14 protein-coding genes and 2 pseudogenes are annotated in these 19,037 nt (G+C 38.9%); 1 reads left to right on the forward strand and 15 read right to left on the reverse strand.

What is annotated here, in order from left to right; all coding sequences use genetic code 11:
- Positions 1-18: 18 nt before the first annotated feature.
- The 7 genes and pseudogenes from brnQ to F9802_RS11585 form a co-directional block, all read right to left on the reverse strand.
- Positions 19-1,332 carry a branched-chain amino acid transport system II carrier protein gene (gene brnQ, locus F9802_RS11555; protein WP_152152093.1) on the reverse strand — a complete coding sequence of 438 codons (1,314 nt, stop codon included), beginning with the start codon at positions 1,330-1,332 and terminating at the stop codon, positions 19-21.
- A gap of 631 nt (positions 1,333-1,963) precedes the next feature.
- Positions 1,964-2,563 (reverse strand): methyltransferase domain-containing protein, encoded by a 600-nt coding sequence (locus F9802_RS11560; RefSeq protein WP_152152094.1) that lies wholly within the window; start codon positions 2,561-2,563, stop codon positions 1,964-1,966.
- 131 nt (positions 2,564-2,694) lie between these two features.
- A pseudogene (locus F9802_RS11565) lies at positions 2,695-3,932 on the reverse strand (MFS transporter).
- 62 nt (positions 3,933-3,994) lie between these two features.
- Positions 3,995-4,726 carry an IucA/IucC family C-terminal-domain containing protein gene (locus F9802_RS11570; protein ID WP_191991905.1) on the reverse strand — a complete coding sequence of 244 codons (732 nt, stop codon included), beginning with the start codon at positions 4,724-4,726 and terminating at the stop codon, positions 3,995-3,997.
- Positions 4,727-4,737: 11 nt separating this feature from the next.
- On the reverse strand, positions 4,738-5,781 hold the full coding sequence (locus tag F9802_RS11575; protein ID WP_191991907.1) for a FecCD family ABC transporter permease: 1,044 nt from the start codon (positions 5,779-5,781) through the stop codon (positions 4,738-4,740).
- The gene (locus tag F9802_RS11580) at positions 5,774-6,790 is read right to left on the reverse strand and encodes a FecCD family ABC transporter permease (RefSeq protein WP_152152098.1); all 1,017 of its coding nucleotides are present in this window, start codon (positions 6,788-6,790) and stop codon (positions 5,774-5,776) included. The genes F9802_RS11575 and F9802_RS11580 overlap by 8 nt, the downstream gene beginning before the upstream one ends.
- Positions 6,791-6,905: 115 nt before the next feature.
- Positions 6,906-7,874, reverse strand: a complete 969-nt coding sequence (locus F9802_RS11585; RefSeq protein ID WP_152152100.1) for an ABC transporter substrate-binding protein — start codon at positions 7,872-7,874, stop codon at positions 6,906-6,908.
- A 435-nt stretch (positions 7,875-8,309) separates the two neighbouring features.
- Here F9802_RS11585 and F9802_RS20275 point away from each other — a divergent pair.
- Positions 8,310-8,447, forward strand: a pseudogene (locus F9802_RS20275) (IS4 family transposase); the annotation flags it as partial.
- Positions 8,448-8,549: 102 nt separating this feature from the next.
- Here F9802_RS20275 and F9802_RS11590 read toward each other — a convergent pair.
- The 8 genes from F9802_RS11590 to sbnB are packed head-to-tail and all read right to left on the reverse strand — an operon-like array spanning position 8,550 to position 19,005.
- Positions 8,550-9,311, reverse strand: coding sequence for a ParB N-terminal domain-containing protein (locus F9802_RS11590; protein WP_152152102.1), 762 nt, complete (start codon positions 9,309-9,311; stop codon positions 8,550-8,552).
- Positions 9,312-9,335: 24 nt separating this feature from the next.
- Positions 9,336-10,544 carry a type III PLP-dependent enzyme gene (locus tag F9802_RS11595; RefSeq protein ID WP_152152104.1) on the reverse strand — a complete coding sequence of 403 codons (1,209 nt, stop codon included), beginning with the start codon at positions 10,542-10,544 and terminating at the stop codon, positions 9,336-9,338.
- On the reverse strand, positions 10,541-11,320 hold the full coding sequence (locus F9802_RS11600) for an HpcH/HpaI aldolase family protein (RefSeq protein WP_152152106.1): 780 nt from the start codon (positions 11,318-11,320) through the stop codon (positions 10,541-10,543). The genes F9802_RS11595 and F9802_RS11600 overlap by 4 nt, the downstream gene beginning before the upstream one ends.
- Positions 11,314-13,128 (reverse strand): IucA/IucC family protein, encoded by a 1,815-nt coding sequence (locus F9802_RS11605; protein WP_152152109.1) that lies wholly within the window; start codon positions 13,126-13,128, stop codon positions 11,314-11,316. Before F9802_RS11605 ends, F9802_RS11600 begins: the two co-directional genes overlap by 7 nt.
- A complete protein-coding gene (locus F9802_RS11610) occupies positions 13,122-14,882 on the reverse strand; it encodes an IucA/IucC family protein (RefSeq protein WP_152152111.1) in 1,761 nt (586 codons plus the stop codon). Before F9802_RS11610 ends, F9802_RS11605 begins: the two co-directional genes overlap by 7 nt.
- Before the next feature lie 15 nt (positions 14,883-14,897).
- Complete coding sequence (locus F9802_RS11615) at positions 14,898-16,130, reverse strand: MFS transporter (RefSeq protein WP_152152113.1); 1,233 nt, start codon at positions 16,128-16,130, stop codon at positions 14,898-14,900.
- Positions 16,130-17,977, reverse strand: a complete 1,848-nt coding sequence (locus F9802_RS11620; RefSeq protein WP_225435328.1) for an IucA/IucC family protein — start codon at positions 17,975-17,977, stop codon at positions 16,130-16,132. The genes F9802_RS11615 and F9802_RS11620 overlap by 1 nt, the downstream gene beginning before the upstream one ends.
- 17 nt (positions 17,978-17,994) lie before the next feature.
- The gene (gene sbnB, locus F9802_RS11625) at positions 17,995-19,005 is read right to left on the reverse strand and encodes a 2,3-diaminopropionate biosynthesis protein SbnB (protein WP_404799166.1); all 1,011 of its coding nucleotides are present in this window, start codon (positions 19,003-19,005) and stop codon (positions 17,995-17,997) included.
- Positions 19,006-19,037 lie beyond the last annotated feature (32 nt).

Below are 19,037 nucleotides of genomic sequence, written 5' to 3' on the forward strand. Positions count from 1 at the left end.
AGAAAGTTTTATACAAAATCAGCTGGCGCGGTTTTTAGCATTTTCTTTTCCCGATGGGTTGTATTTATGAAGAAGCGCTCCAACGATAAAACCAATAATCGATGGAACTAACCATGAGAACCCGCTCGAACTAAGTGGAATCAATGCGATTAATTCGTTAACAGGATCAATCTTTACACCCATCATTCCTAAAGTTTCGAATATGCTGATAACAAACGTGGCAATTATTGCTCCTTTATATGCTCCTGCATTAGGGATTAATTGGCGGAATACCCCCAAAAAGACGAGTACGATTGAAACCGGATAGATCCCAATGAACAGCGGCATGGCGTAGTCGATGATTTTTTCGACACCAAGCAAAGCAACACCAGTGCCTGCCAAACAAATGATAACAACGAAATTGCGATAGTTTATTTTATTATTTGTTAAATTGCTAAGAAAGTCTGCTGCAGCTGCTGTCAAACCAATAGAGGTTGTAAGACAAGCTAATGCTACGCATATAGCCAGGGCTATTGTACCGTATGTGCCAAGAAGTTTATCAACTAATGCGATAACGAGTGACGTACTATCAATATCTTTTGGAAATAGACCGCTGCCTGTAGCCCCAATGTATAGCAGACCTCCATATATCACTAATAATCCCACGCTTGCTATGATCGTTCCATTAAGCGTGATTTTTCGCAAATCAGCAGGTTTAGTATACCCTTTCCCTGCAATAGAAGCGAAAAAAATCGAAGCACAAAGAAGTCCCGTTAAAAGGTCCCCCGTCTGATAACCGTTAATAAAAGAGTAGGAAAACGGGTTTTCAAGCCCTGTTGCTACAGGTGCTTCAATCGGATCAAAAGTCCCTTTAGCTACGATGAAAACTAAAATGACAACTAAGGCCGGCGTCAGGATTTTTCCTACTTTATCAATGAAATTCGATTTATCCATCGCGAAGTAAAAATTGAGAGCGAAAAAAACGAGTATCGTAGCAACAGCTGGAATTTGAGGAAATAAAGTATGGATCCCCAATTCATGGGTCGTTGCAGCCGTTCTTGGTATGGTAATGGTCATCCCAATCCCTACCATAACGACAATATTAAAAAACTTATAAAACCACGGGCTAATAGGATTTGTCAGCACTTCAAATTTTCCTTCTGCATTTAAAACAGCGATAATTCCTAAAATCGGAAGGATAATTCCTGTAAGAACAAAACCTGCCATTGCGGTACCCCAGCTCTCCCCGGAAGCTAATCCAATGGAAGGCGGGAAAATTAAGTTGCCGGCACCAAAAAATATAGCGAACAGCGCAAAACCAAAAATAAGACTGTCACGTGTACTCTTTTTCATCCTTTTGTTCACACCTTTATTTTAAATTTTTTCTTTCATAAACGCCTTTGTCTTATTCGAAAACTGCTATCGATTGTAGCTCCATATACCTCCTTCATTTTAGATAATAATTACCGCCTATCATTTTGATGCAATTATTATACCAAGTATTAAAATTAGAACTTTTTTGAAATTTTGCAATTATTGTAAGGATCGTCGATAATTTTGTGTAAATAAAGATTTCTTTTCTTGTAAATGAACTATACCCCGAATATAGGACTTTTTTTAAAGTGTCCAATATTCGGGGTACAGTTCAGTTTTGAATTTACCGCTTCATTCAACAGCACGGAAACGAATTCTTGGAAACCAAAAGTTCTTTACTCATTATTATTATCTTTTTGTTTCCACTTTTAATACCCGGCTGAGCATTCCATATATTTCAGGGTGTGTCTGTTTTTATACACTAATAATTCTTACTGGAAGCTTTAAGGGTTTTCTAACCATCAGTTACTAAAAAAAGAGCCAAAACCTCTAAAAATAAAAGGCTTCGGCTCTTTTTTATGCTTCTCACTGTACGCTCTAACTTGTTCTTAACTTTTATCTAATCTAATTAATCCTGAAGTCTCGATTTTTATTGAGCTAGAGAAAGGCTTCATTCTGGTTTTTGCCCAACAAACTGGATAACATGTGACAATCCATTATGTAGTTCTCCTTCGTGACGGACAACCTCTCCCATGAAAAAGTGAACAATGCGCCAATCAGCAAAGGTTCGCAAAAACTCTTCCGGCTTGTATAAAAAATCCAGTTCTTGCGGCCCGCCACTTTTATATGGAATCTGATAGTGCGAATACACCTCTGTCAGATAATAACCTCCTGGCTTAACAGCTTCCTTTACACCTTGAAGTGTTTTCTGTCGAAGTTCTGTCGGGAAATGGCCGAAGATACATACAATTTCATCCCACTTATCTTTACTCCACTTTGCTTGGTTTAGGTCGACAAGTTCAGTGTTGACCATTACATCTCGTTCTTCTGCGAGCTTATTTGTTTTTGCAAGCCCCGATTCCGCATAATCCCATGCTGTGACTTTCATTCCCTGCTCTGCTAAGTAAACCGCATTACGGCCTTCCCCTTCGGCTATGGCCAAGGCCTCACCGGAAATTTTTATTTTCTTCTGAAATTCTGACAAAAAAACATTTGGTTCCGTACCATAAACATAGTTCTGTGCTTGAAAACGAGTATTCCAATGGTTCATCTTTTAATCGCCCTTTCGATGTAGTTTTTGCTGCTCTTTCTGATTTCCAAATTTAATAGAAAATACGTTATTAGTCTTAATCAAGCTTTAACAAATTTAGTTTTACCAAATCCCTTTCGCTTATTATATGGTTAAGATTTATTGAGCTTATTGAGTGAAGGTAAAGTCTCATTTAATCGCACTGCTGCTATTAGCCCTGCACTTAAAGGTAAGAGAGCTACTAAACCAATTGCCCAATTAACGTTTAGTATATCAGTTAAAAGACCCGCAAATAATGCTCCAAAGGCATATCCACTATCTCGCCAGAAGCGATAAACACCCATTGAGGAAGCCCTCCATTCTGGTTGAGCCACATCACTGATAGCTGCTTGTAAAGTGGGATAAACCATAGCAGTTCCTAAACCTAGAAGAATAGCTGCCACTAACCACATGCCATATTGACCTACAGATAAAATCATCCATAGTGAAAGGGCTTGAAGCCACATTCCCCCTGCAATAAACCACTTTCGCCCAAACTTATCGCTCAATGCTCCAATGAATAGTTGGAAAAAACCCCATGACGCTGGATAAATAGCAACTAAGAACCCAATTTCCGTTACAGTTAAACCGGCGTTAGTAAAGATAACGGAAATAGCCCCCAAGCCATTCCATCTTTAAGGTTGGTGCTTAATCCTGCGAAAGTGATGCTTGATAAACTTTTATTTTTAAACGTTGTGTTTTTGAATACTTCTTTTGCTGATAAGGTTGTACCTTTAATAGATGAGTTTGATTGAAGTTTAATGTGTTCTTCTGTATCTTTTACAAGTAATGATAAGATAAACCCTATTATTACAATCACAATACCAATATAGAAAGGCTCTGGACGATTAGATAAATTCGAAGCAACAAAACCGGAGACAGCAGCCATAACAGCTACTCCTGTATATCCTGCGAATTCATTTAGTCCTACAGCAAATCCCCTTTGAGCAGGCTTAGAAATATCGATTTTCATATTTACGGTCATTGACCAAGCTAACCCTTGGTTTATACCTAAGAAAATATTTGCTACTACAATCATCCACCAAGAATTGGCGAATATAACCAGTAATGGAACGAATAAACCGAAACTCCAACCAACCAGAAGGACTTTCTTTCTTCCTAACCGGTCCGCAATTCCCCCGGCAAAATAATTAACAATGGCTTTTGAAAATCCAAAACTAATCATAAATGATAATGCCGCACTTGCAGATGCCAAACCAAAGTCTTCTTCACCTATAATTGGTAAAATGCTTCTCTCTAGACCAACCATAGAACCAACAAAGAAATTTGTAACAACTAAAAGTACGAAATTTAATAAATTTTCTTTAATTCCGATTTGTGTTTTATTCAAACCATTCACCTCCAAAAAGTGGAGAACCGAAAAGAGGTTCTCCACTTTATTATTTTCCTTGATTAGTTTTTTTCACTCCTTTTCATTGGGCAATTGCCGCAATGCCCGATTCCTTCAACATCTTCTTCTAATTTATAGTACAAGCAGCACGTTTTCCGATAAGGATTTAATGTAAGTTCTTCTCCTATTTTTAAATAATGTTGAATCGGATTTTCTTTTAAGTGAAACAAGTCTCCACTTGCATTTTTCAAGAAATGGAAGTCGCTGTTTAACCGTTCAATCTTAAGTGGATCCAATTCTTTCGCTAGTGTTTTCCGGTAAATGGAGTTAATTCGAATGGCGACGTTTTCCCACAATATTGATGCTGGAATGCGGGATGTTTTGTTCAATATATTTAAAACCGGCGTAATATGAGAGGAAAAAAGGCTGCGCAGCACGTTTTCCCGCCATTGTTCTCTTTCCATACTTTTTACTTCCTGCCATTTGCACATATCTGCTTGAATACATAATTTACGTTCTTTACTTAATGCGCATGCTTTTACTGGCAAATGAAGGGCACAGTTGAATGCGGCCATGCTATATAAAGTGGACGATACAACGAGATAAGCATACCTTTTCGAAAACATGGAAGCTGCAACTGATAAATTCGGCGCCTTTATCTCAATCATTTGCTTTTTCAGAAACGATAAACATTTTTCTTCATTTAATAAATCTGTTATCGCGATCTCCTTAGGTCTTTCATGTTGTACATGTATATCAAAATTTTTCAGTTCGTTCATAACAATACGGCTCATTTTTATCATCCTTAAAATGAATTTCGGTTTTTAATCAGTAAATAAATAAAAAATGGTGCACCGATACCTGATGTAAAGACACCTGCTGGAATATCTAATGGTTGGAAGGCCATGCGCGCTATCCAGTCCGCAAGTACGACTAATATAGCGCCGATGCCAGCTGTTGTAATGAATAGGAGCAATGTATGATGTCGTACAATTCTTCTTGAAATATGCGGCGTCAGTAAGCCAATAAAGCCTATTCCTCCAGCAACTGAAACGGACAATCCGCAAAGCAATGCACTAAAGAGTAAAAATAAGATTCTAAACCGCTTCAAACGTAACCCTAACTGTTGGGCAACTGAATCACCGTAACTGTACAATTCAAACTCCCGCTTCGACCACATAATCATTAAAAATAAGACAATGAACGAGACGAGAACCGTTTTTGTTTGCAGCCAATTGACACCATACAAGCTTCCTGTCAGCCATAAATAGGCGCGTTCAGCCGAAAAAGAAGCCGACGTCACGAGAATATACATAACGAGCGCATTGGCAAGCGTCGCTAAACCGATGCCAATTAACACTATTCGATTGGCAGTAATCGACGGATGCAATGAAAAAAGATAAATAATGAAGAACGTGATAATTGCACCAATCATAGCAAAGATCGGTGTCCACTCCACGCCCATTGAATCACTAAAGTAAGTTAAAAATAAAACGGCACTTACAGAAGCACCGCCTGTGACACCAATGACGTCCGGTGAAGCAAGCGGATTTCGAATGATCCCTTGTACAATTAAACCAGCTACAGCAAGTGATGCACCGACAATTATTCCTGACAACACACGCGGCATCCTTAATTCCCCTAGTGCAAATTCATTCTCTATTGGCGCTAAATTGAATGTATAATTAATCACCTCATGTAGCGGTATAATGTCGATGCCAATCATCAATCCTAACAAAACGACTAACAATAAACTAACCAATACGGCTATCGTTTTATAAACATCTTTTTTTACCATAAAAAATGATATTTTTTCATTTCTTGACCGAATGATCCATCGATTAGCCACGTGCACGCCCTCCTTTAAAAGCGACATAAATAAAGAACGGTGCTCCAATAAATGCGGTAATCACACCTAAAGGAATTTCCGCAGGTGGATGAATCAACCGCGTACTAATATCGGCGACTAGTAAAAAGATACTTCCTAATAAAATACAATAAGGCGTCAACCAAACATAACCATTCCCGATAAGTGATTTAGCTAAATGCGGAATGATCAAACCGACAAACGCAACGTTGCCAATGACCGCTAATGAACCACCCGCCAGAACAACCATTAAAATAAGCAATGTCAATTTCGTTAACATTACGTTTTGCCCTAACCCTTTCGCAACGCTTTCCCCGGACACATAAATGTTCATAGACCGACCTAAAAAACACGCCGCAATGAGAGAAATAAATAAGAACGGAAAAACAGCTAAAATCATGTCTAAAGTCCGGCCGCTGATCGTCCCTGCCATCCAAAACAACACGTCATTCATCCCTTTTTGATTCATTAACAAAATGATTTGCGTAAATGAGACAAACATCGCATTAACGGCAATCCCAGCTAAAATAAGTTGCACAGAAGTAGTCCCTGAATTACTTAAAGAACCGAGCAAATAAACTAAAACAGTCGCTATTAGCGCTCCTAAAAAAGCGAAATAAACAATAACGTTTAAATCCGATACTTTAAATAAAACAACAAAGACAACAATAAAGAAAATCGAACCGGAATTCATCCCTAGCACGCTAGGAGAACCTAACGGATTGCGCGTCAACAATTGACTAATGAGACCGGCAACCGCCAGCGAAGCCCCAGTAACGACTGCAATCACCATCCGCGGAAATCGTTCTTTCCAAATAATTACGTGTGTTAAGTCTTGTGCGTTAAACGACGTTACCATGCTGTAAATATCGGCTAACGTATAGTGCGTAATACCAAACATCAAGCTCGATAACATACAAACGAATAATAAAACGATTAACAAAAATAAGCCAACCATCTTTCCCTTACTTTTCTTTACGATTTGTACCATCTAATCACCATTCACAATTTTGACTTTGTCCAATAATAGTAAAGAAAACCTGCTTCAATGATGAACATAGATTGTTCATTTCTCAGCAGGTTCACTATTGTTATAAGCTCATCACTTATTTTTTCAATTCATAAATTTCATATAAACTATCAAGCATTAAATTCGCTGATTTGTAACCAGCCCCTGCGCTCCAGTACACTTCATCCACTTGGAACACCTTACCGTTTTTCACAGCATCAAGTTCTTGCCAAAGAGGATGATTTGTCCACGCTTCATAGTTTTTCTCCACTAGTTCAGAATCTTTAGAGGCATTGAAATTGAAGATCGTATCAGCGTTCAAATCAGGAATACGTTCCTTAGAAGTAATCTTTTCTCCCCAATCTTCACCTTCAGTGCCTGCAGGGCGTTCAAGTCCTTCAAATCCTAATTCTTTCAAAATGGATCCGGCATAACTATTGTAGTAAACACGCATATGATCCGAGCGGAAGTTTGTAATAGCTGCTTTAATCGGTAACTTTTCACCCAGTTGTGATTTAAAGTCTTTGACGCGGCCATCCCACTCAGCTAGTAATTCAGCCTCTTTATCTTGTTTATTTAATGCATCAGCCATTAAATGCAACGTATCTTTCCATTCATAAACGGTATCATCCATAATAGTTGGAGCGATTTTAGATAATTGCGGATAAATTTTTTCATGACGATATTTAGAAGCAATAATTAAATCTGGCTTCAATTTAGAAATCTCTTCTAAGTTAGGCTGCAACTCTTGTCCAACAATTGTTACCCCTTCTAAATCAGATCTTAAATATTCATAAATCGGCTGCTGATCCCAAGACTCAACGATACCAACAGGCTTCACACCAAGTGCCACAGCTGTATCATTAGCACCTTGATATAACGTGACGATTCTTTTAGGCGTACCTTTAATCGTTGTTTCTCCTCCAGCGTGCTTAACCACACGCTCCTCTTGAGGTGAAGCTGCCTTCTTCTCCTCGCCTTTCGTTTCCTTGCTGCCACATCCTGTTACAAGCAGCAGGGCCATAACACATAACATAATCGAAACTAACTTATTGTTGCGAAACATACGTACACCCCTTTTAACCTTTTGTGAAAATGATAATCATTTTCATTTATATAATACCATTATTTAAGAAAAAGTGTAGATTTATTTTCCAATCTTCTTAATTTTTCTGCTTTTTCTTCTATCGCTTAGTTTATTTACTCCCGGCAGCATAAAAAGAATAGAATCGCATTTAATGCGATTCTATTCTTTTTATGTTCTTATTTGTCTTGTTTGCTTTCTTTCACGGAATGCTCAAAAACAAGGGTTGCTGTCCGAACCCCATACCCATCAACCGAAGTTAAAATCATACTCTCAAAAATGAAAAAACGCTATGCTCATCGTAAGAAGTTTACGGGAAAGGATAGCGTTTTTGATGAATCCTATTATTTCAAATGAACTGAATCTTTTCGCACAAGAGTTACAATACTTTTTATCTCTAGTAGTCCTGCAAGACATCGCCAAACAATTGAGATTTTATTTAAAACGTAGAAGTCATTCTTTGAAATTGATAAATGTAAAAATATGAAAAGAGAACGCCTAGAGTGCTATTTATATGGACAACTCATTGGCATTCTCATCTTCTTTTCCGTCATTCGCTAGTTTTGAAACAAAGATCATTCCGTATCCAGTAATTTACGTTGTTAGCTTGATGGGCATGTGTCCGAACACCAAGACCGCTTTCTCTTCTTCACACCCTTACCTCTCGCATAAATACACTTTTTCGACATAGCACCTTAACGATTGTTCGGACTTACGAAGCAGTTCAGCCCATTCTGCTTCAAACTGGCTGCTTTCTTGTAATAGTGCAAGCGGGGCCTGCAAGTTCAAGAGCCGGCCATTCACTTGAAAGCGCGTTACTCCAGCAGGCAGTTTGTTCCCATCCATTACATATTGTGCAATTAAATCATAATCTAATGCTCCATATATGATGAGCACTTCCTCCGCTTGTGGTGAAAAATCTGATTCTTGCGGAATTCTAGTCACATCATGATGCTTTGTATAGCTTGAAACAACCGTGTGCCAACTCTCCAAAAAATGGGGAGCGATATCATCTTTATATAAAAAGTGTCGGTCATTTTTGTTGGTTATCATTTCTATAAATAGACTCCCTTCCTTTTTATCTTTCACCCAAGGAAGGTTAGGGTTATGAAGGAGTTCTTTGTACCAGTTTCCGCTTTTGACAAGGTGATGCCAGACTGTAAAGGTAAACTCATTTTTCGTTACTTCTTGAACAGGAACTTTTGTATATCCAAGTTTTTTTAAGCTCATAAAACGATGTACACCATCAAGCACTAAATATCGATCATTTGCTAAACGTGTGACAAGAATCGGATGACGCAAAAATTGGTCATTTTCAATATTCGCGATCGTTTTTATAAGCCGTGACGGTTCGTAATCTTCATGAAGATCGATCAAATCTATAGGTAATAGTTTCAGTGAAGAGACAACACTGTTCATAAAAAATCCTCCTTTATCTATCTGTTATGCTTTAAGGGCTGTTTCTCGCTCCAAAAAAAGATGCTGTGGATGAGGGTGGCTTAAAAAATCATGATGTGAAATGGACCAGCCGTATGCACCTGCATAGTGAAAAACGATCACATCTCCTATTCGGAGCTGATTAATGGACACATCTTTTGCAAAAACATCTTTTGGCGTGCAGAGCTGCCCAACGATTGTTACTTCCTGATTAGCGGCTGTTTTTCGCTCAAACGGATACGGCCAATTTGCAAAAGGAATCAATTCAAATGGGTGATTGTGCTGCCATGATACTGGAAGGCGGAAATGCTGGGTACCGCCGCATATAACAACAAATGTTTTGCCATGGTTTTCTTTTATATCAATCACTTCCACAGCATAATAGCCGCAAGATGACGTTAAAAAGCGGCCGCATTCGAAAATAATGGTAACAGTCTGCATCTTTTCCCGATCTATTAATTGTTGTAGTTCACCTGTGAAATGGTTCCAATTAAATTGCTGATGGAGATCTGAAAAGTTCACCCCGATTCCACCGCCAACATTAATGTACATAAGCGGAAATTCATATTTTTGTGACCACTGCTTTGCTTTTTGAAAGTAAATATGAATCAGCTCAATATGGCGCTCGTGATCCAGGTTGTTTGAAATCGAATGAAAATGAAAGCCTTCAAGCTGAAGTGATTGATAGGACAGTGATAACTGAATGGCTTCCTCTACTTGGGCTTCATCAATTCCAAACTGTGTGGGTCTGCCTGCCATGTGAAGAGTGGCCGATGGAAAGGGCCCTCGTAAGTTCACACGAAGTAATATGGAAACTTTCTTATTAAGGTATTCAGCAATCATTGCCAGACGCTTGAGCTCATGGATACTTTCAACATGGAAAAGCTTAACATCTTCTAAAATCGCCCCCGTTAATTCTTTATCTGTTTTACCTGGACCACCGAAAATAACGGGTACATTTTGATTGACTGCACGTGCTTTTTTGACTTCACCTATTGAAGCAACTTCAAATCCTTCTATATAAGGATGAACGGTTCTCAAAATCCGCTCTTCGGAATTTGCTTTCATCGCATAATACATGCGGCAGTTTTGTGGTAGTGTACGGGTGACAGATTCCACATGTTTCTTTAAATGATCAAGATCATAAATATAACTGCATACTGGCTCATCATTTTTTTCTTTTAAACGCTCAATTACTTCAATCACCTTTTTCATGTACGGCTTACCTCTTTCTCTGTTTTTGAAGCAAGAACATCTCTTGCTGCCCGGAAGAAAATACCACGGTCATCTCCCATTACTAGAGCGGCCGCGCGTTTATTAAACCAAGTTTGCACATCTTCCGAACTTCTTGGAATTGCACAAAATGGTATAGAATATTGCCTTGTTTTTTGATAGATCGTTTCAACCCCTTCTTTTACCCGTTCAGCACGTGTTTGCCAAGGTATTCCCAATGATTGTGACAAATCGGCTGCCCCTTCAAGCACCATATCTACACCTTTTACAGATAAAATCTCATCGAGGTTTTCAATCCCCTCTTGATCTTCAATCATAAGAATGACCATGATTTCTTCGTTTGCCCGCTCGATATATTTTGTTAAGTCGTCTTTACCAAATGATGCTGGTCTTCCGCCATTTAAGCTCCGCATTCCAAGCGGATAATATCGACTTGCGTAAACGGCTTGTTCTGCATCTAGCTTTGCACGAACGTGAGGAACGATGACACCTTTTGCTCCTGCATCAAGCGCTCTTAATATCGCGCCGTTACTGTTCTCACTTACACGAACAAACGGCGTTAACCCAACAACTTCAGCTGCACGTATCATGTTTTCAACGGTTTCCGGATTAATGGCTGCATGTTCCGTGTCAATAATGACAAAGTCATAACCGGCATGACCGATCATTTCAATGATGAGCGGGTTTGGAATCGAACAAAAAAGTCCAAACACTGTTTCATTGTTTTGAATCATCATTTTAACTTTATTTTTCAGCATGTTGTCACCTCCTGAGCTGTAAAAAGTGGATTTTTCACGTGCTGGATTCTTAGCTCGGTTTCAGGAAACATTCTTCGTTTTGTTAGTTGTTCAACTTGAATGGTTTCTGCAAACAGATCAAACATCGCAAAACGCTCTTTTAGGTGCGAAAAACGAGATTGATAGGATTCAATCACATCACGTGCACTTCTCCAAAACTCTGCTTCTTGTAATTCGTAGTACTCATCAAAAAAGAAAGCAATTTCTGATAGGTTGATGAAGAAAAACGCATCATGAACAAAATCACGGACAAGCTCGATCTGATCTGTTTCAATAAATGAATTGCGGTTTATTTTTTTATGCATGTCTGGAGTTGCCGTTAAATTAGGACATAGCGCCGGTTCGCTAAGTGCCTCCTTTTTAAAACGAATCCCATCATGAAAGTCCTTTAATGCAATGCGAGTCGGCCAGCCATTCTCATGAATTAACACCATGTTTTGGGCATGGGATTCCATCGCAATACCGTGTGTATATAAAAGGTGAATAAGCGGTGTAATAGAGACATGGAGAAGCTGTTTTACCCAGTTTTCAATACCATATCGATTCACCCACTCATCGATAAGCGCTGTTCCATCTTTTTTACAATGATAAAGTGCATTAAACGGTACCGCCTCTTCTCCTTCTTTTAGGTACGAATGAATGCTTTCACGCCAGATGCTGCCTAAAACACCGTATGTAGTTTCTTTTTCAAACGATGAGCGGTCTCGCGTATCATAGGATATTCCCATCACCTCGCGCAAAAAAACAAGCTGAAGTTCTTCTTTTAAATAACGATCGTTTTCTTTAATTGTACCGAGCCAATCTGATATTTTTGCCGCATTTTCAACTGTATGCGGAGCTAAAACACGGTTTGTGGACGTATTGGTAATACTCAGCGGAAGCTTGACGTAGCATTTTGTTTGATCTGTTTGATTAGAAAGCGTGCGAATAGACTGCTGCGGAATGTACTGATCAGATCCCTCTCCTAATAAAATAATAGACCCTTTTTTAAGATCTTTAAAAAACTGCGGCATAACAATATTCTCCCACTGCCACGGATGAACAGGGATAAACAGAACATCGGATGCATGTTGATTTTTTTCGCTCAGTTTTTTTACGAACCGTTCATAATCATTCGGGTTTAGCTCTTGTTTTATAAACTCTTCATAATGAATAGATTGTGAGATTGATAATGCGGCCTCTTTTTTAGGCACAGCAAGCCATATTAATGATAGACTTGGCTTAAAATCTGGCCCAAAGTTTAAGTGGTCCTCTATCGTAAAGCCAATTCTTGATTTATAAGACGGGTGATAAGGATGACCTTCCATTGCCTCACTTTCCAATTCATCATAAGTCTCGGCCTGCTTATGATCAGATTGCTTCCATTCATATTGAGCAACCGCATCTTTTAAATGTGTTTCATTTAGCTCTTTTATAAACATTGCCAGCTGCTTTTTATCTGCACCAATGAACGGAGCAATTTCTTCGAAAAAAAGAGCAAACGAATCTGCTTCGGCCTCCTTGTCGTTCTTTCGACGTACAATGGGCTCTTTTGTTAGACGAATCCTATCAAAGCTTACTTTTTGCTTCCCTCTGCACACATAGGTAACAGGGTCGCCGAGTGTATCTTTACCGTGAATTGTAAACTGCTCGATTCCGCTTTGACATGTTGTTCTCGTTGGCTTTACGATATTTTCAAAAATCAATGATTCAATTAACTGCCGAAAAATTCGTCTTCTTACCTCGAGATATTCTGTTGATTCAATGATTTCTTCTAGTTTTTTCACCATAATGCCCCCTCGCTTTCATAGATTGGATTTGGTATTTCAACAAATAATGGCGTTTCACCACGTTCTTGGAAACGACTGACCAAATTTGCTTTGGCAGGCAGCGTTTTGCTTTCTAATAACTTTCCTGCATAAGTTTTCAATGCTTTAGAAAAAGTTGTTTTCTCGATTTCTAGCAAAATGGAACGGACAACTTGCCACAACTCACGTTCATCACTATTGTGAACCTTTCCTAAACTTGAAATGAGGTGACCGAGATGATTTACGACAACATAATAGTTAAAACGAAGCCACGATTCTTCTTCACTGTATAGAACAGGACTATCTTCCGCTAAAAGTTTTTGAAGCCAACCATTTGCCTCTGCCTTGTTTCGTGAAATGCTGATTCCTTCAAGATCGCGTACATAACATGTTTCAGGCCAGCCTTTAACAAATTTCACTAATGAATTTTGAACATGCGCTTCAAGGCTTACTCCTGTTTCAGCAAATAGTTTTAACATCGGCACTAATGAAATAGATAGATATTGCCTAAGCCACTCTTTTTCATTGTACTTGTACGTTTTTAACAGTTTTGCTAACTCGCTCTCTTTCCATCCCGGCTGTTCTTCAAGAAGTGATGCTGTTACATAAAGGTCATCGTCTCCCTTTTTTTCAAGTCCTTCAACCCCTTCACGAAAAAGGACAGCTGTATTTTGAATCAACCTTCCATTTACTTCTTTTGAACTCTCTGGAATCGATAAAGCGCGATAACCTAGTTCTAATAAAATACGAAAGGAGTCCGTTTCATAGCTTTTACGAATATGTGCGATGACTTTAGCAGCGTCCATCGTCCGCTTTACTTGTTCTAAAGAATTCGTCCGGATAAAGTTAGTAATTTGTACGTGTAATGGCAATTTATAAAATGCATTCTGTCTTTTATCCCATATTGTACGGATCGAAGAAGTTGGATATACAAATGGACCGAGTCTTCCTAAATTAACAATTTCCCCTCTTTGAATTAATCCTTGTACTTCTTCAAGCCCTAATAAATAACGTGCCTGCCATGGATGGAGTGGAAGCAGCTTGTACTCTTCGTGCCGGTCTCCTAATCTTTGCTTCACTTCTAACAGTTCTTGATTAGAAAGTGCACTGTCAAAATGAAGAGCACTTTCCGTGATCCGCTCTTCAAGTAAGTATTCATTTGAAATAGCAATATAATGAAGGAGAAAGGAAGCGCCAAGTTCCGGTGCAAACTCTGCTAAATCGCTTTCTGAGAAGCCTTCTGAACTTTTTGGTGTTGGGTGAAACGGGTGTCCTAATAGTAAAGACTGTTCAGAGTTTAAATAGACAGGTTGTTCCCTTTGCTTCTTCATTAATGCATGTTCAAGATACATCGTTGTTTTTGCTATGCTGTTTTCAATATGTTCAAGAATCGTCTCTATTTTTTTCGATCGAAGCTGTCTATCTTTCTCAAAATACGAAAGCTCTTCTATTATTAACTCAATCACTTCACGTGCTGTAACTTTAATAAAACCTGATTCTTCATTTATATAGAATCTTTCTCCAAATGTATGATGACCAATTGGTGACCAGTAAATAAACGAACCGGAAATTTTCTTACCGTTGTTTTTTAGCATAACTATAAATTGCTCATTTGATATTCTTGGATCAAAGATGTTGTTCTCTCTCAAGTAAGCATTTAGTAATCGTTCAACCGCTGCCTGTTCAGCAAGCTTTCTGCTGTTTGCAGTTTCTTTTAAAATCAATTGTTCCAACAAAACCCCACTTCCTTTCTATCTTTTGTTCACGCGAAATAAAAACACACGGGAGATTGTAAAACCTCGTAATAGAAGCAAAGCACTTCCAATAAAGATGATTCCCATAAAGAGAAAGGCGATTTCGGGTTTGAATATTCCCGTGATCAATGCTCCTGTTAAAGAGCCAACAATTTGCCCGCATACTAGTAAACTATTCGTTGCACCAATTCGAGCGCCACGATTATAATCAGTAGATGCCTGAACAACAACAAGCATCACAGATTGAATGAGTGCACTAAATGTTAAACCTTGCAAAACCCGAAAGGCAAATAGCGCTGGGACATTGGCTGAACATGCCTGTAATATCACACTTATCCCACAAATGGCAGTGGCAATCATATAATTTCTCTCTACTTTGGAACGATCATTTTGTTTCCCCCACCATGGGGAGCTCAAAAGTGTCGCTGTCCATAACGCTGCTTGCAAAAAACCAATCCACGTTGCTGCGTAATCCGGGCTTTTTGCGATTTTTTCAACTAACGGTGCAAGTGGTGTCACAAGGCCGAACACCGCCAAATTTGCAGCAAAACCGACAATAATAAATCCCCTTGTTCTCGGGTGAGAAAGCAAGTCTGCAAATGTTTGAAAAATACTGTCTTTTGCTTTCTCGAAATGAACTTTATTTTTAGAACTGTTTCGTTCTGTTAAAAGAAACCAAGCAGCAATTGCACCAATTCCTGTTAATACTCCCATTACCATTAGGAGCGGACGAAAACCGTATAAATCAATGAATATGCCGCCTAGAAGCGGACCAGAAAGTGAACCAGCTGCAACAGCTCCCTGAAGACTTCCGAGCGCTTTTCCACGTTGTTCCTTCGGTGCTTCAGAACCAGCAAATGCACTTGAAGCGTCGACAACACCGCCAAATGCCCCTTGGAAAAGCCGTACGAACAAAAATTGAAGTGGGCTTGTGACAATTGCCATTAAGAAAAGGCACGCGCTTAATCCAAAAAGTGCTCGAACGACCATTAACTTACGGCCAAAACGGTCACCCAACTTTCCCCAAAACGGGGAAGCAATTGCAGACGAGACAGCAGGTGCAGCAAGGGAAATCCCACTCCATAACTGATTTGACTGCATTGTTTTCACACCAAGTTCCTCCATATAAAAGGGGAGGAGAGGGACTAATACAGTGAGACCAGCAATCGCCATAAATTGTCCGCCCCAAAGAATGAAAAAGTTACGCTTCCAATCAATAGCTTGATTCATTACTTCATTTGATCCATCATTTGAAATGGATTGTTAATTTTTCCAATACTAGAAGGCATGCTTCCTCCTCCTGATCCTTTCCGCCTTAATAAAGGATCAAGCAGACGCTTTACTGGCCATGTTTCGCTTAAAAAGAGAATGTGATAGATTACTTCCTGATGCTTCGCTTCAAAATCACTATCTTGCAGTGTCTTTACAATGCTTTCTTTTACAATTTGCCAAAGAGCGGTTTCGTCAAGATCGTAAACCGAACACAAGCTGTCAATCACAGCATAAAGGTTCACTTCAACAGCAAGTGTTTGAAAATAGGATAAAAACTCTTCAGGATTTTGATTAATTAGCGTATTTGGTGTATCTTTTCGAATGATATAATCAGGATCTTCAAGGTCTGCCTTTTCCATCCACTCAGGATAAATTCGAATTGTATCATGGTCGCGCAGTAAAAATCCTTTTAATTCACCAGACTTTAACACGGTGATAACGTTTTGTCCGTGCAATTCCGGCATAATGCCGTATTGTAAGAACCGGCATGCGAACGTAATAAATTCACGGCATAGAACTTCAAAAAGCGCTATAATACTTTCTTGCGTCACTTCTTTTTTCTGCATGTGAAGCCATTTGGAAAAGAGATGATCCTCTTTTCCAGCGCCCAATGCCGCCATAGAAACAAGTGTATAATCACAACTATTTAGCAATTCACTCGGATAGCTTCGAATTTGACACGTTAAATGACCAGGCTTATCTGCAAACAAATTCTGATCCTCTTCTTGGAAAGCCCACCAGTTCCGCTCATCACATATAAAAAGATGATCCTTTAAATAACAATCTTTTTCTTTGGTTCGTTCAAGAAGTTCTTGCCCTTTTTCTCCATTGATTAAGTAACGCGTTGGCATAAGTCTTAATGCTCCTAATGAAGAGATGCCAATTGGAAGCTTTATATGATAAGCTCCATCGTTTACGGGTGCTAATGAACGAAGCGATGATGTGGCTGTATACGAGCCCACTTGAACATCAAGAAGCACGCATAATTTTTTGTCAATTTCTTCTTGATAAAGCTTTGCAATAATATTTGTTTTCTGCCATGGGTGAAGAGGCATGGCGAAATAGTCTTCCTTTAAAATGCCTTCCTTTTGAAAAGCTTCTTCTAATTGCTGTTTTTCCTGTTCATTTAAGAGGTTATTCAGAAGTGCTTCATTTGCTGTTTTTCCTGCATGGATATAATCACGATGAACTGCCATCCAGCTGAGCTTCACCACCTGTTGAAATTCCGGACTATATGAACGATAGTCTTCTTCTGTCCAACCTTCCTTTGCTTTTGAAGTTGGATGAAACGGACGATCACGAAAGGAGGCAAGTTGCTCTGTTTTAATAAATGATAATGTTTGATTCTCTTGTAATGATTCAAATTTTTCATATGCCACGGTAGTTTGTTTCAGTGCAAGCGTTAACTCATCTAAAAATTGTTTAAGGTTGTCTTCTGAATAGCCGCTCGTATGACCATATGCATCAATCAACAATTTAGCAGCTTCAATCAGTCCAAGTACTTTTAACGTTTGAGTCTCGTTTAATAAAAGGTAAACACATTCTCTGCTTAAACGATACGACTGCAAAGCTGATAAACGAACCGGAAACACAATGGATTGTTCCTCCGAAAGTGGAACCTCAAAAAGTGACTCTCCTTTTTCTAAGTGCAGCAGTTCTCTTAGACCATTTGCGATTCTTCCGTTTTTATTTATCGAAAAAAGATCTTCAAGAAGAAAAGCATCAATTAAATCTTTTATAAGATGATGTTCCGCCTTTTCATAAGTATTCTTTGAGCGGATAGATGGATCTTCCACGGACAACACCAATTAGATCCCTCCTTTTAATATAGATTTAACGTTGTACCGATACGCTGCTCAACCGCTCGTCTATAAACTTCATAAGCGCTCGCAACATCTTCAATCGCCATTCCCATTGGATTTAAAACAATGATTTCGTCATTATTTTCACGCCCTGCTTTTTCGCCGAGCACAATTTCACCTAATTCAGCATAAAGATGTTCTTTTGAAAATTTGCCTTCGAGTACTAATTGATTAATTATTTTCTTTTCGCGATTGGCTTGATCCCAGTCATCGACTACAACTTTATCTGCTTGTAAAAACACATCTTTTTTGACATCCATAATTGAAATGTTGCTGACAAATGTTCCTTTTTGAAGCCAGCTATACTCCATATATGGTTTATCTGCAACAGTGCACGGTACAATTAATTCACCCTGTTTTACTGCATTTTCAGCCGTTTCATGAATAATGAACTGAACGGATGATTTCTGTTCTTTCCACCTTGCTGCAAAACGCGTTGCCGATTCATGATTTAAATCAAACAAATGAACTTCTTTAATTTGTGGAAATTGTTCTAATAATGACTGCACCTGTTTACTAGCAATTAAGCCGCAGCCAATGATGGTGACTGATTCAAATCCTTTTTTAGCTAGATACTTTGCCGCAACAACCGTTACTGCTGCTGTTCGCATGCTGCTAATTAAGCTTGCTTCCATGACGGCAATTGGAAAATTTGTAGCTGGATCATTTAAAATAATAAGGCCGCTTGCCCGTTCCATTCCTCTTACAGCTTGATTATCATGTTTGCTTCCAATCCACTTCATCCCTGAAACTGGATCATTTCCGCCAACATGTGCAGGCATGGCAATAATACGATCTGCAATATGTCCCTCTTTTTCATTCGCTCTTAAGTAAGGTTTCAACGGCTGGACGAACTCTCCTTTGGCATGAAGCCGAAGGGCCCGGCTAAGTGCGGTCACATAAAGCTCAGAAGTTGCTCCTCCTGCTTTTTCAATATCATTCTTGCTTAAGTAACGAATAGAAGGTGTAATCGTTTGTTGGTTCATTATTTATTCTCCTCTTC

Source organism: Bacillus aerolatus (assembly GCF_009183655.1).
Lineage (GTDB): Bacteria > Bacillota > Bacilli > Bacillales > Domibacillaceae > Pseudobacillus > Pseudobacillus aerolatus.

Coding starts and splice junctions, on each gene's coding strand:
- F9802_RS11595 (WP_152152104.1), bottom strand. CDS start 10,544: ATGAAAAAGGTGATTGAAGTAATTGAGCGTTTAAAAGAAAAAAATGAT.
- F9802_RS11590 (WP_152152102.1), bottom strand. CDS start 9,311: ATGAACAGTGTTGTCTCTTCACTGAAACTATTACCTATAGATTTGATC.
- F9802_RS11560 (WP_152152094.1), bottom strand. CDS start 2,563: ATGAACCATTGGAATACTCGTTTTCAAGCACAGAACTATGTTTATGGT.
- F9802_RS11580 (WP_152152098.1), bottom strand. CDS start 6,790: ATGGTACAAATCGTAAAGAAAAGTAAGGGAAAGATGGTTGGCTTATTT.
- F9802_RS11615 (WP_152152113.1), bottom strand. CDS start 16,130: ATGAATCAAGCTATTGATTGGAAGCGTAACTTTTTCATTCTTTGGGGC.
- F9802_RS11570 (WP_191991905.1), bottom strand. CDS start 4,726: ATGAGCCGTATTGTTATGAACGAACTGAAAAATTTTGATATACATGTA.
- F9802_RS11600 (WP_152152106.1), bottom strand. CDS start 11,320: ATGCTGAAAAATAAAGTTAAAATGATGATTCAAAACAATGAAACAGTG.
- F9802_RS11585 (WP_152152100.1), bottom strand. CDS start 7,874: ATGTTTCGCAACAATAAGTTAGTTTCGATTATGTTATGTGTTATGGCC.
- brnQ (WP_152152093.1), bottom strand. CDS start 1,332: ATGAAAAAGAGTACACGTGACAGTCTTATTTTTGGTTTTGCGCTGTTC.
- F9802_RS11605 (WP_152152109.1), bottom strand. CDS start 13,128: ATGGTGAAAAAACTAGAAGAAATCATTGAATCAACAGAATATCTCGAG.